This window comes from Nocardia sp. bgisy134, assembly GCF_965341865.1.
Lineage (GTDB): Bacteria > Actinomycetota > Actinomycetes > Mycobacteriales > Mycobacteriaceae > Nocardia.
The window spans coordinates 16,710-29,432 of the sequence record NZ_CBDQZP010000014.1 but is presented as its reverse complement, the minus strand read 5'-3'; the positions used below and the strand labels follow the sequence as shown (position 1 = coordinate 29,432).

The following is a 12,723-nucleotide window of genomic DNA, read 5'->3' as shown; positions in this document are numbered from 1 at the left end:
CACAGTAATGCCTGCCGGGCATCGGCCGTTCAGGCCCCGCTTTCCAGCGCCATCCCGGCGTCGCGCCAGGACACGATGCCGCCGTCCAAGCTCACCGCGTCGTATCCCGCGCGCCGTGCGAGCGCGGCGAAACGCAGCGAGATCTCACCGACCGGGCACACGAACACCACCGGTCGCGAGCGCGGGAACGGGACGCCGTGGGTGAGCATGTCCTCGAGTTGATCGTCGCGGATGTTCACCGCGCCGGGCACGTGGCCGATCCGGTAGGCCATCGCGCCGCGGGTGTCGACGATGGTGGGCCGTCCGGTGCGATCCAGTTCCGCGACCTCGGCGGGCGTCAGCCGGGGCGTCGCGGCGAGTTCGGCGGCGGTCGGCTCGCTTCGGCGATCCGGCCTGCCGAACAACTCGGGCCTGCGCTTCTGCAGATACGAGAGATAGGGTTCGAGGCGATCGCAGACGATGATCACCGCGACCACAGGGTCGTTCGCGTCGCGCTCCGAAAGATCCAGCGCGCCCAAAGTTTCCAACGCGGCGGCGTAGGCGGCGCCGCTGGTCGGCCCCGCCAGCACGCCGTATCCGGTGGCCAGTCGCAGCGTCGCGTCGACGGCGTCGCCCGAGGCGACGCTGACGATGCGGTCGTAGAAATCGGGCTGGAACAGCCCCACGTCCCACATCTCCGTCTCCGAGCGGATACCGGGGATGAAGTCCGAGCGCTCGGAAACCACCGCGACCGTGCGCAATTCGGGATTGTGCTTGCGCAGATAGGTCGCGGCGCCGCGGGTGGACCCGGTGGTGCCGAGCCCGCCGACCAGATAGTCCACCCGGTCGATGCCCTCGGCCGCCAGGTCCTCGTGGATCTCCCGTCCGGTCCCGAGGCAGTGCGCCTCGACGTTCTTCTCGTTGGTGTACTGCGAGGGATGGTGATAGACGCCGGGCTCTTTCGCCATGGTCGACTCGATCACGGAGTACACGTCGTTCGGCGTGGTCGGGTCCGGACACTCGGAAAGCCCGGGTAGCTCGACGATGTCGGTGCCGAGCAGCCGCAGCAGATCGCGGACCTCGGCCACCTTGATCCGGTTGGTCACCGCCCGCAGTCCGACGCCCGAGAGCGCCCCCAGCACGCGCAGCGCCTTGGCGGTGTTGCCACTGGACGCCTCGATCAAGGTCTGTCCCGCGGCGGTGATGCCATCGAGTTCGTCGCGGATCATGCCCCAGGCGACGCGGTCCTTGACCGAGCCGAAGGGGTTGTGCGACTCCAGTTTCGCGTACAGCTCGACGTGCGCGAGCCCGTGCACCGCGGGGTCGAGGCGCAGCAGCGGCGTGTTGCCGATCAGTTCGGTGATGTGGCCGTAGAGCATCAGGGCGCCTCGGTTTCGCGCGGCACCGGCGTCCGGCGCGGTGCTCGGGGCGGAGTCCGCCGGGCGGGCGCCGGACCCACCGGGATATGGGGCTCGTAGTCGACGTCGCGGCTCACCTGGAAACTGCCCGCGCGGTGGGCCACGGCCAGTTTCGGGGGCGGCGCCTGCATCGAGGCGGAGGCCGCCGACAGGTCCATGTGGTAGGCGGCGGTGTTCGGGAACACGACCAGATCCCCGGACCTGGGACGCTGCGGAAGCGAGACCTTGTGATTGGTGACGAGGTCGCGCTCGAGGCACAGCCGTCCGGCGAAATACACACCCACCGGCCCGGTTTCGTGCACCGGCCGCAGCGCGGGCGCGGTGTCGGCCGCCGAACGCAACGGGGTGAGCGCGCCCTCGTCGTACCGCTCGCTCATCGGGCCCGAGTCGTGCGCGGCGCTCGGCAGGACGATCGGGTCGACCATCACCTCCTGGTCGGCCGGGGTCACCGCGTCGCGGCTGAGGTCGACGTGCACCAGCAGGGTGCCGTCGCCGAGTTCCTTGACGAACTCGACCCGCGCCACCGTCACGCCCGCATGGTCGACGAGGGCCTTGCCCGGCTCGAGCCAGAGCTCGAGCAGATTGTCCGCGGCGACCTGGGCGACCGTGCGCCCGCCGTGCCGCTCCAGGGGTGCGGTGAGCAGGTCGCCGAGCATCCGGGTGGCCGGAATCGTGTTGGCGTACTTGTGGAACACCGGCGTGCCGTGCACCGCCGCGTCATCGATGTGATAGCCGAAGGTATTGTCGCCCCAGCTCATCGGATCGCCACGGCCGAGCAGCGCCTCGCGCAACGCGCGAACGTAGCCGTCGAACCGATCGGCGTCGGCGGTGAAGACCTGGCGCAGACCGCCGCCGAGGTCGAGCACGCGGGGTGAAAGCCCGCGCGCGTACGCCCGTTCGATCAAGGTCAGGCAGGCGTCGAACGCGCGCACCCGTTCGGCGTTCTCGCCGGAATCGATGTGAAAGGCGAAGCCGAGGAAGGAAATCCGGCCGCGATGGGCGCTGAGCAGATCCAACGCGTGGTCGACGTGCTCGAGCGGAACCCCGAAACGGCTCAGCGGCGAGCCGGGGAAGCCGGAGACACGCAGCAGCACCGGCACGGTGGCGCGCTCACCGGCGAGCTCGGCGATGCGGCGCAACTCCCAGAGGTTGTCCACGTTGATGGTCGCGCCGCACTCGATCAGCGTGCGCAGGAACGCCTCGCCCTTCGGTCCGGTCACCTCGATTCGCATCGGCCCGAACCCGGCGCCGATCGCGCTGGCCAGCTCCTGCGGCGAGGCCACATCGATGGCGATGCCCGCGTGCTCAGCGGTGCGGACGAAGGCACGTGACTGATTGGCCTTGTGGGCGTAGCAGATTCGATACCCGGTCCGCTCCCGATCGAGGACCGCGCGCAACTGCTTCAAGTTCTGGGCGAAGACCTGGGGGAAGACCAGATGCACGGGCGAGCCGAACCGGATCAGTGTCTCGTCCAGGGCGTCGCGGGTGTCGAGGAAGGCGCGAACCAGCGGGTGGATCTTCGCGGGTAGCGCCGGTAGCGGCGCCGTCATACCGCGGATTCCGAAGGCTGGGAGGCGATTTCGGCGTGGGCTGGCTCGGGCCGCTCCGCGACGGGGTTGTAACCGCCGTCGCGGATCGCCTCGAACGCGCGCGCCCGGTTGCGCGGGCTGCGGAACTCGGCGGTCACCCGCTTGGTGATCAGATCGACCTCGGCGACGACCAGGCCCATCGACTCCAGAATGCCGGTGATGGTGCGAACACAGTGCTTGCAGTTCATGTCCGGTACATAGAAGGTCCGGTCGTCGGCCGTCGCGGGATCGTCGGCGGTGCGTTCGTCGAGCGTCGCGGCGACCTCGACAGGGCGGCAACCCCTCACGATCTCGGCGAACACCTCGACGAACCGGTCGACCACCATGGGCAGCAAGCTGTAGTGCACGCCGTCGAGCTGATGCGGCATCGCGGCCAGGCAGGCGGGGCGGGTGCCCGGCGGCAGCAGCGCGTACTGGCGGGAGATGAGGTCGAGATCCTCGTGGTACTTGGCGATGGCATCGGCGACGCTCAGGCCCTCGCCGGTGGTCGCGCGGCGCATCACCGTGTGCGCGTCGGCGATGGTGGCGTCCTTCATGGCACGCAGCGTGGCCACCGCGTCGGCGGTGTAGCGCACGGTGCCGTCGGGCTGGGTGGCCAGGGTCACCGGGATCATTCCGCGCCGGTAGGTGGAGGCCTGCAATTCCCAGAACCAGCGCGTCGCGATCGCCGCGAAGAGCCCGGAATCCCGCATGCCCCTGGCGAATTCGACCGCATCGCGGTAGGGCGTCTGGCGGGCGAGCAGGGCGTGCTGGGCCAGTGCGCGGCCGGTCGCCTCGATGCCGACGCGGAAGATCTCGAGCGGGTCGTGGTCGGTGGTGGTGCCCTCGAGCACGGCGCGGTCGCGGGGGCCGAGTCGCTCCGCGCGGCGCACCAGCCCGGTGTCGGCGCGCAGCGCGTGCCACAGCGCCAGGACGGTCTCGCGCACCGCGATCGGCACCAGGGGCCCCAGGCCGTCGGAGCGGAAGTGCCCGGTGTTGGGGATCCCATCGCTGTCGGTCCACGCGATGCGGTGGGTCGCGCTGGTCACCTGCCGTGGGTGGCACGGCCGCATGAAACGCTCCAGGTACAGCCGCTGCGAATAGGTCAGATGGCTGCCTTCCTCGGGAACCAAAGCGGCACAAGTGAATTCGGAATGGCGGGGACCGGTCGGCACCGGCACGTCGTCGAACAGCTCCGGCTGGGCGAGTCCGGCGATGACCCGGGACGCCGCCCTCCGGTCGTAGCGCGGGGTGTCGGTCTTCACGTGACCTCCTCGGCGATCGTGGTGACGCAGGCGGTGAACCGGTCGATCTCGTCGAGGGTGTTGTAGACGTGCGTGCTGACCCGCACCGAGTCCAGGTCGTCGGCACCGGGGTCGGCCGCGGGGGTGCAGTGCAGGCCGGTGCGCACCAGGAAACCCAGCTGGCCGAGCACGAAACCCACGTCGGCCGTGGTGATTCCGGCGAGACGGAACGAGACGATGCCGTATCCGACGGCGCAGGGCGCGTAGGCGGGACCGGGGAGGAATTCGAGTCCGGGCACCGCGCGCAGCCCGTCGAGGAGCCGCAGGGTGAGCTCGCGATTGTGCGCGGCGATGGCCTCGAGGCCGAAGGATTCGAGCACGTCGAGCGCGCTGCCGAGGGCCAGGATACCCGGGATGTTGTGGGTGCCGCCCTCGAGCAGCTCCGGCATCACGCCGCCGACCAGCCCCGCTTCGGTGAGCCGCACCCCCGAATTGCCGCCGGGCAGGAAAGGCAGCAGCCGATCGTGAATCCGTCTGCGGCAGTAGAGGATTCCCGTGCCCGGCGCGCCGAACATCTTGTGCGCGGCGAAGACCGCGAAATCGGCGCCGAGCTCGGTCACGTCCACCGGGAGGTGACCGCCGCTCTGACTACAGTCGAAGCACAGCAGCACCGACGGATCGATGCGCCCTCGCAGTTCCTCCAGCGTCGTCACCGCGCCGAAGACGTGGTGCAGGTGACTGGTGACGATCAGCCGGGTGCGCGGCGTGACCTTGGCGAGGATGTCGGCGGTGTCGGCTTCGCCGAGTTCGGTCGTCCGATAGGGGATCAGCTCCACGCGGCGGCCGAACCGAGCCAGCAGGCCGCGCAGATGGTGCCACGGGTGCACCGCGGAGGCGTGATCGCGCGGGTTGTAGAGGATCTCGTCGCCGTCGGCGAGCTCGGCGAGCCCCCAGGACAGTGCGACGGCGTTGAGCGCGGCGGTCGCGCCGCCGGTGAAGACCACCTCGTCGGCATGCCGGGCGCCGAGGAACGCGGCCGTGCGGGCGCGCACATCCGAGATCCGCGCGGTCAGTTCGGTCGCCCACGGGTAGGTGCCGCGACCGGCATTGGCGGTGCGCGAGGAGTGGTAGCGGTGGATGGCCTCGACGACGGGCAGCGGCTTCTGCGTGGTGGCCGCGCTGTCCAGGTAGACCTCGCTCGCTTCGGCGAGCGCGGGGAACAGCGCGCGTACCTTGGCGGAGAGGGGCGGGGGCGAAGCGGGAATCCGGTGGCCGGCGGAGTGTCCGCGCGCGGCAGGGAAGCGGGTGAAATGCGAGCCTGGCGCGGGTGACCGCAACGTGACGCTCCCTTCACGCCGATGCCATGGACACCATTCAACGATACGCACATTTCGTACGGTGATCGAAGGTTTCAGGTGGGCAACGTGTTTCACGCGCTAGCCTGGAGCCCATGCCGTTGAGCCAAGATGAGCGTCAACAGTTTCTCGCGCAGCCGCACATCGCGGCGTTGGCCGTCACGACGGGCCAGGATCGCGGTCCGCTGAACGTGCCGATCTGGTACCAGTACTCGCCGGGCGCCGAGGTGTGGGTGCTGACCGGCCCGGAGTCCGAGAAGATGCGGTACATCCGGCAGACCGGCCGCTTCAGCCTGATGGTGCAGCGCCTGGAGCCCACGGTGCGCTACGTCAGTGTGGAGGGGCCGGTCACCCGGATCACGCCGATGACCGACGAGCTGCACCGCGAGATGGTCGCCCGCTACCTGCCGCCGGACAAGGTCGATGGTTATCTGCGGGCGGCAGAGGCGTACGGCGAGCAGGTCGCGGTGTACATGCGACCCGAGCGCTGGTTGTCCGCCGACCTCGGCGACCTCTCGGCGCTGTAGCGCCGTTCGCTCAGTACCGGCCCTGGAGATAGTCGACCAGGTGCTGGCGTTCGGTCGCGAGCTCCGAGATCGCGCTCTTGACCACGTCGCCGATGCTGACGATGCCGATCAACATGTCGTCGCGCACCACCGGCAGGTGCCGGATCCGGTGGTCGGTCATGATCCGGCGCAGGCTGTCGACGTGATCGTCGGGGACACAGGTGCGGACTTCGACGGTCATGATGTCCGCGACCGGCGTGTCGAGCAGGTCCGCGCCGAGCTCGTGCAAGCGACGCACCACATCGCGCTCGGAGACGATGCCCGCGATTCGCATCCCGTCGGGGGAGACGACCACCGCGCCGATATTGTGCTCGGCCAGCGTGGCCAGCAGACTGCGCACCGTCGTGTCGGGCGGCACCGTGGCGACTTCGCTACCTTTCCTGCGCAAGATCTCCGCGATTCGCATACTTTTCACCATCCAGACTCACGGGGTTCCAGGATCGCAAGTTCGGGACCGTGTGACCAGCACGAATCCGCATCGTTGCGCGGTCGTGCCACAACAGGCGTACTGCGGGCCGTCGGCGTCGCGCCGCTGGAGGCGTTTCGCGGCCCGTGCCGAAGCCGCGCGACTACAAGCGCCGCGCCACGCTGCGGTCGAGATCCCTGGCCAGCAGGGCGATGGCCGCCTGCGAGATGCCCGCCGAGGTGGCCAGGTCGATCGTGGTCAGCTGCGCGATGCGGCGCAGCCGGTAGTCGACGGTGTTCGGGTGCACGTACAGCTGGCGCGCGGTGAGCTGCCGGTTCATGTCGTTGCCCAGGTAGGCGCGCATGGTGTCGAACAGTTCGGGGTGCGCGTCGAGCGGGTCGAGGATGGTGGCGATCCGGCGGGCGGCGGGTCCGCCGCGGGTGAGCTGGTACTCCACCGCCAGATCGGACATCTGGTAGAGCCCGGCGGAGCGGCCGCCGACCCGGACCAGATTCAGCAGCTCGTGGGCCTGCTCGGCGGAATCCGGGATCCGATCGGTGTCGCCGACGATCACCGTGGCGGTGAGCGGGACCTCGGCCCCGGCGGAGAGAGTGTCGAGGAGTTCGGGAGTGAGCTCGGGGATGTCCTCGCCCACGGGGATGAGCAGTGTGCCGCCCTTGGTGGAGAGCAGGGCCAGCACACGCGAGCGGAAGACGGTGGCCAGCTCGGACTGTAGTCGGCGTAGTTTGCGGCGCGCGGCCACCTGCGCGTCGATCCGCGGATCGCGCTCGTCCGGATGCTCCGGCACCGAGAGCGCCACCACCTGATACGACTCCGCGATCGGGATACCCGCCTGCCTGGCCAGCGCGGAACTGCCGCGCCCGCTCAGCAGCGCGGAGGCCAGGGTCTGCGCGGCGGTCTGATGCTCGCGGGCGACGAGATGCTGCTCGTCCACGTAGGCGTCGGAGACCGCGGCCGTGATGACCTCGAGCAGTTCCAGCACCAGATCGGTCGCGACGATCACCTCGTCCACGTCGTCGGCCTTGGCGCTCTCGGTGATCAAGCCGAACGCGATGCGCAGGCCTTCGTGATAGGCGCGCAGGATGGTGCCGAGCGGCACCGCTTCGCGCGCCCACTGGGCGGCGGCCTCCCTGACCTCGCCGAGCTGGTCGTCGTCGGGCACGGTCCTGCGATCGAACATCTCGGCGGCCAGGGTGAGGCAGAATCGCGTCACCTTGGTGACGTCGCCGCGCATCTGCTCACCGGGCAGCGTGCGGCACGGGGCGACACAGGTGGCGAAGTAGCCGACCATCCGCGACGCCACCCCGTCGGTGTTCTGCAGCGGTACCGACGCCGGCTGGCCGCCGATTTCGAGCGCCGTGGTGGACGGGTCGGCGGACAGGTCCAGCGCGGTGAAGGTCATTCGTAGTGCTCCAGTGCCACATCGGACGTCATAGAACAGCGCCCGAATTGTTGCATCACTATACGAAACGGTTATCGGCATGGGGAGTGTTCGATGAGATCAATTGCACCGCAGCACCGTTGTGCGAGGCCCCAGATGCAAGGCATCGGCGACGGCATCGAGGCGTGCGCGGTACGGAGTGCCACCGCCCGGCGGTCTCCCGCGCGAAGTGTCCGGGACGGTGGGAGGCGAGTCGCGCATAGCTGAACCCTCTCGCCGAGGATGGTCCGGTCGTGCCCGTCGCCGGTGCCGGTCGTCGATCGACGCGGCGGAAGTCGTTCGGGCCTTCGCGCGCTTGCCGGTGCCCGCGCTCGATCGGAGCCGGACCGAGCGCGGGCCGGAGGCGAGCCGGTCGGAAGGGGCGCCCGTTCCGGTCCCCGCCGCGGGAGCAGCGGCCTACCCGGAGCCGTCTTCCATTGCGCTGCTGCGGATCTCGCGCTCTATCGCGACGGCGGCATAGTGCTGTCCACGGGCGCGCAACTGGGCGATGCGTCGGTGCAGTGCGTCGGTGCCGTAGACGGCGGCGATATCGGCGACGCCGAGCCGGCGGGAGCGATGTAGCGGCTGATCCATGTCAAAGACCTTCGGGATGTTGCGAGGAGTCTCGTGGCAACGCTGGCACGGGCTCGGTGAAGCTCCTCTGCTTTCGGGCCGAGTGTAGGTCGGTGTTCGATACAGATGCAAGTACAGATGCGCGAACATCGCTGTGTGATAACGGTTTTGGCAACGCGTCGTGATCTTGGACGGGCTGACTGTCTCGGTCGGTGACCCGTCGGGCCCGCAAACCCGAGGCGACGGAATCCGGTAGCGGTGGTTTCGTCGCGCCCGCGGTCCTGAATCGCCGCTCCGGTCGCCGATGCGCTTGTCGTCGAAACCGTTGTTGGCCGACCAGCACGGTGGTACTGTCCAGACACATGTCCAGCTATCTGTCTCAACGGTTGTATCCGTCGCAGCCGGTCTGGATGAACCTGTTCTCGAAATCGAGGTGTGTGATGACAGCCAGGGTGTCCGGTGCGGGCGAGGGGAGAGCGCCGTGAAGATCTCCGTCGACCTCGATCTGTGCCAGGGTCACGCCGTCTGCCAGTCCGAGGCGCCCGCCGTCTTCACCGTGCCCAAGCGCGGCCACGTGGAGATCCTCGATCCCAGCCCGGATCCGGCGCAGCGCGACGCGGTCGCGAGCGCGATCCGCTACTGCCCGACCAGGGCGCTCTCCCTCACCGACGACGAGAACGACCACGCCGCGAAAGGTGCACACTGATGGCGACTTACGACCGCGCCGAGCTCGACGAGATGATCCGGCGCTGGGTCCTGGAGAACCAGCGCTGCGAGGAGAAGGGTGACTGGAAGCCCCTCGCCGAGATGTACACCATGGACGCCACCTACGGCTGGAACTACGGCCCGGCCCAGGAATTCATGGCCGTCGGGCGCGAGGAGATCCGCGATATCGCCCTCGGCCAGGAGATGACGGGTCTGGAGGGCTGGACCTATCCGTATCAGGAGTTCGTGGTCGACGACCGGTCCGGCACGGTGATCGGTTTCTGGAAGCAGGTCGCCGACGCGCAACGCCCCGACGGACGCCCGTACAGCCCGGAAGGCATCGGCGGCAGCTGGTTCCGCTACGGCGGCGACTTCCAATGGTCGTGGCAGCGCGACTTCTTCGACTTCGGCAACGTCTCGGCGTTGTTCCTGGAGATGATCACGAACAACGCGCTGACCCCCGGCATGCAGCAGCGGATCGCCCGCTCGACCTCCGGTACGCCGCTGCCGGGCTGGTACGGCGTCGGCGAAGCGCCCGCCCCGCTCTGGTGACGGCGATGAGCACGACACCGAGCCGCTACGCGCGATTCTCCCGGCAGACGCTGGCGGCGCTGGTGCCCGAACTGCTGCTGTGCGGGCACCTCATCGACCGTTCCGGAATGGCGCACTCCATCGCCGCGTTCGGCAGGACGGGCATGACGGAGGTCGCCATCGAGGAGTGGCAGCTGGCCAGCCCGGTGTACACGCGCAGGATGCAGCGGGCGCTGGGTTTCGCTGGCGACGACGTGCCGACCATCTTCAAGGGGTTGCAGCTCGACATCGGCGCGCCGCCGCAGTTCATGGATTTCCGCTTCCGCGTGGACGATCGCGATCACGGCGAGTTCTGGCTCGATCACTGCGGCGCGCTGGCCGATGTCGAGCCGATGGGCGAGGACTTCGTCGTCTCGATGTGCCACGACATCGAGGACCCGACCTTCGACGCCACCGCACTGGCGACGAATCCGCACGCGCAGGTGCGCCCCATCCACCGCCCGCCCCGCCATCCCGCGGACCGCACGCCGGTCTGCGCCTGGCGGGTCACCATCGATCCGGCGCACGAGCCGCCGCCGATACCGCGCGACGCCGGGCTCGTCGCCGATTCCGCTGCGGCCCGTACGGAGTTGGCGCCCATCGTTCCCGCGGAAGACGGGCTGTCCGACTACGCGGGACCGCTGCTGAGCGACCTGCGCTTCGCGGACTTCTCGCACTCCGCACTGGTGCGCATCGCCGAGGAGGTGTGCCTCCAGCATCATCTGCTCACCCTCGGTTTCGTGCTCGCCGTGCGGGCCAGGGCCGACGCGCCGAGCGCGGCGGCGATCGCGCGCAAGCAGTTCACCGGCATCGCCGGACTCACCGCCGACCGAATCCGCCGCTGTCTGCGGCTCGGCGACGACGCGGAGGCTCTCGCCACGGTGCTCGCGGCGCATCCGGCGCTGAATCCTCTGCCCTACACCGGCATCGCCATCGACTATGCGAACGACGCTGTCCGCCTGCGCATTCCGCGCAAAAGTGGCGCCGGGACCGACGGCGCGTGGCCCGCCATGCTCGCCCCCGACCACCTCGCCCCGCTGGACGCGCTCGCCCGCGCGGTGAACCCGCGCTGGTTCGCCGCGGCAGCCGACGCCGAGGGCGGCGTGCTGACTGTCGATTTCCGGCTCGCCGACACACCGTTTCGCGAGTGCGCCGAGGTGGCGGTGACGCGGTTCAGCACCGGCGCGCGGTTCGAGTTCGCTGACCGTGGAAAACCTTTGCCGCTCACCGTGGTGTGACGGCCGAGAGCGAGACGACACCTGATGGCCAACAATTTTGCCGACCTGTTCGAGCACGCCGTCGACGCCATGCCCGACCGGATCGCGGTACTCCAGGGCGAGCGCCGTGTGAGCTTCGCGGACCTCGACGCCAGGGCCAATCGACTGGCGCACCACCTCGCGGCATCGGGCGTCGAGGCGGGCGCCCACGTCGGTTTCCAGATGCACAACAGCGTGGAGACCATGGAGACGCTGATCGCCTGCTTCAAGCTCGCGGCCGTCCCGATCAACATCAACTACCGATACGGCCCAGCGGAACTCGCCTACATCTACGACAACGCCGATCTCGACGCGCTCGTCTACCACGCCCGCTATTCGGACGCGGTGCGGGCGGCCAGATCTCGAGTCCCGCGCGTGCGGCACGCGCTCCGCGTCGACGACGAGACGGTGCACCAGGCCGACGCCGACGCCGTACCGTACGAGAGCGCGTTGGCGGAGCATCCCGGGACGCGGCCCGCGGCGAAGCGCGGTCCCGACGACCTGTTCATGATGTATACCGGCGGCACCACCGGGCTGCCGAAGGGCGTCATGTGGCGGCAAGAGGACATGTGGCGGGTGCTCGGCGGCGGGATCGATTTCTACACAGGCGAACCCGTGGCCGACGAGTACCAGCAGTCGCGCACCGGCGCGGCAGGCGAGCCGAGCATCTGGTTCGTACTGCCGCCGCTGATCCACGCGGCCGCGATGATGCCGACCTTCACCGCGCTGTGGTCGGGCAACGCGGTGATCTTCGAGCGCCGTTTCGAACCCGCCGCGGTGTGGGCGGGCGTGGCGCGGCATCGGCCGCAGGTGCTGGTGATCACCGGAGATGCCATGGCGCGGCCGCTGATCGACGCCTACCGGCAGCGGCCCGCCGACGCGTCCTCGCTGCTGGCCATCGCCTCCGGCGCGGCGCTGCTCTCGCAGGCGGTGAAGAACACCCTACTGGAGATGTTTCCGTCGGCGATCGTGTCCGACTCCATCGGATCGTCCGAAACAGGCTTCGGTGGAATAGGTTTCGCGCAGAAGGACGACGACCCCGCGCGCGGGCCCCGGGTGCGGACCGGTCGCGGCGCGGTGGTGGTCGACGACGAGGGGCGTCCGGTGCCGCCGGGCGCCGAAGGCCGGCTGGCGAAGACCGGGGCGGTGCCGCTCGGGTACTACAAGGATCCCGAGAGGTCCGCCCGGCTGTTCGAATCCGTGGACGGCGCCCGCATCGTGGTGACCGACGACCGCGCCAGGGCCGAGGCCGACGGCTCGGTGACCCTGCTCGGGCGCGGCGACATGGTGATCAACACCGGCGGCGAGAAGGTGTTCGTCGAAGAGGTCGAAGGCGTGCTGAAGGCGCACGCGCGGATCTACGACGCGGTGGTGGTCGGCGTGCCGCACGAGCGCTGGGGCCATCAGGTCGCGGCGGTCGTCACGGTGCCGGAATCCGGCCCGATCGACTTCGGCTCGCTGGAACTGCACGTGCGGCGCCACCTGGCCGGGTACAAGGTGCCGAAACAGATCTGGGTTGCCGACGCCATCGTGCGCTCGCCCAGCGGCAAACCGGACTACCGCTGGGCCCGGGACCATGTCGCGGGTCGCGAACCCGATCACCGATCCGCGTGAACCGCATCGCCGCAGGACATTTCATCCC

The 12,723-nt window shown here is 69.3% G+C and carries 12 protein-coding genes; 5 read left to right on the top strand and 7 right to left on the bottom strand.

Annotation, left to right across the window (positions count from 1 at the left end; all coding sequences use genetic code 11):
* Positions 1-29: 29 nt before the first annotated feature.
* Genes ACRWNM_RS23640 through ACRWNM_RS23625 form a run of 4 tightly spaced genes read right to left on the bottom strand, consistent with a single transcriptional unit; the run spans position 30 to position 5,546 of the window.
* Positions 30-1,358 (bottom strand): pyridoxal-phosphate dependent enzyme, encoded by a 1,329-nt coding sequence (locus ACRWNM_RS23640; RefSeq protein ID WP_431970261.1) that lies wholly within the window; start codon positions 1,356-1,358, stop codon positions 30-32.
* Positions 1,358-2,947 (bottom strand): alanine racemase, encoded by a 1,590-nt coding sequence (locus ACRWNM_RS23635; protein WP_431970260.1) that lies wholly within the window; start codon positions 2,945-2,947, stop codon positions 1,358-1,360. Before ACRWNM_RS23635 ends, ACRWNM_RS23640 begins: the two co-directional genes overlap by 1 nt.
* The gene (locus ACRWNM_RS23630; RefSeq protein ID WP_431970259.1) at positions 2,944-4,230 is read right to left on the bottom strand and encodes a heavy-metal-associated domain-containing protein; all 1,287 of its coding nucleotides are present in this window, start codon (positions 4,228-4,230) and stop codon (positions 2,944-2,946) included. The genes ACRWNM_RS23635 and ACRWNM_RS23630 overlap by 4 nt, the downstream gene beginning before the upstream one ends.
* Complete coding sequence (locus ACRWNM_RS23625) at positions 4,227-5,546, bottom strand: aminotransferase class V-fold PLP-dependent enzyme (RefSeq protein ID WP_431970258.1); 1,320 nt, start codon at positions 5,544-5,546, stop codon at positions 4,227-4,229. Before ACRWNM_RS23625 ends, ACRWNM_RS23630 begins: the two co-directional genes overlap by 4 nt.
* A gap of 113 nt (positions 5,547-5,659) precedes the next feature.
* On the opposite strand from ACRWNM_RS23625, the gene ACRWNM_RS23620 reads away from it, so the two are divergent.
* The gene (locus tag ACRWNM_RS23620) at positions 5,660-6,091 is read left to right on the top strand and encodes a pyridoxamine 5'-phosphate oxidase family protein (protein WP_431970257.1); all 432 of its coding nucleotides are present in this window, start codon (positions 5,660-5,662) and stop codon (positions 6,089-6,091) included.
* Positions 6,092-6,101: 10 nt separating this feature from the next.
* On the opposite strand, the gene ACRWNM_RS23615 is transcribed toward ACRWNM_RS23620, so the two are convergent.
* The 3 genes from ACRWNM_RS23615 to ACRWNM_RS23605 form a co-directional block, all read right to left on the bottom strand.
* A complete protein-coding gene (locus ACRWNM_RS23615; RefSeq protein WP_431970256.1) occupies positions 6,102-6,536 on the bottom strand; it encodes a CBS domain-containing protein in 435 nt (144 codons plus the stop codon).
* Positions 6,537-6,699: 163 nt separating this feature from the next.
* On the bottom strand, positions 6,700-7,959 hold the full coding sequence (locus ACRWNM_RS23610) for a PucR family transcriptional regulator (protein ID WP_431970255.1): 1,260 nt from the start codon (positions 7,957-7,959) through the stop codon (positions 6,700-6,702).
* 435 nt (positions 7,960-8,394) lie between these two features.
* Positions 8,395-8,571: a hypothetical protein gene (locus tag ACRWNM_RS23605; protein ID WP_431970254.1), complete on the bottom strand. Its 177-nt coding sequence runs from the start codon at positions 8,569-8,571 to the stop codon at positions 8,395-8,397.
* Between the two features lie 460 nt (positions 8,572-9,031).
* On the opposite strand from ACRWNM_RS23605, the gene ACRWNM_RS23600 reads away from it, so the two are divergent.
* Genes ACRWNM_RS23600 through ACRWNM_RS23585 form a run of 4 tightly spaced genes read left to right on the top strand, consistent with a single transcriptional unit; the run spans position 9,032 to position 12,695 of the window.
* On the top strand, positions 9,032-9,256 hold the full coding sequence (locus ACRWNM_RS23600) for a ferredoxin (RefSeq protein WP_431970253.1): 225 nt from the start codon (positions 9,032-9,034) through the stop codon (positions 9,254-9,256).
* Complete coding sequence (locus ACRWNM_RS23595) at positions 9,256-9,807, top strand: nuclear transport factor 2 family protein (RefSeq protein WP_431970252.1); 552 nt, start codon at positions 9,256-9,258, stop codon at positions 9,805-9,807. Before ACRWNM_RS23600 ends, ACRWNM_RS23595 begins: the two co-directional genes overlap by 1 nt.
* Before the next feature lie 5 nt (positions 9,808-9,812).
* Complete coding sequence (locus tag ACRWNM_RS23590; protein ID WP_431970251.1) at positions 9,813-11,063, top strand: hypothetical protein; 1,251 nt, start codon at positions 9,813-9,815, stop codon at positions 11,061-11,063.
* 24 nt (positions 11,064-11,087) lie between these two features.
* Positions 11,088-12,695, top strand: coding sequence for an acyl-CoA synthetase (locus ACRWNM_RS23585; RefSeq protein ID WP_431970250.1), 1,608 nt, complete (start codon positions 11,088-11,090; stop codon positions 12,693-12,695).
* Positions 12,696-12,723 lie beyond the last annotated feature (28 nt).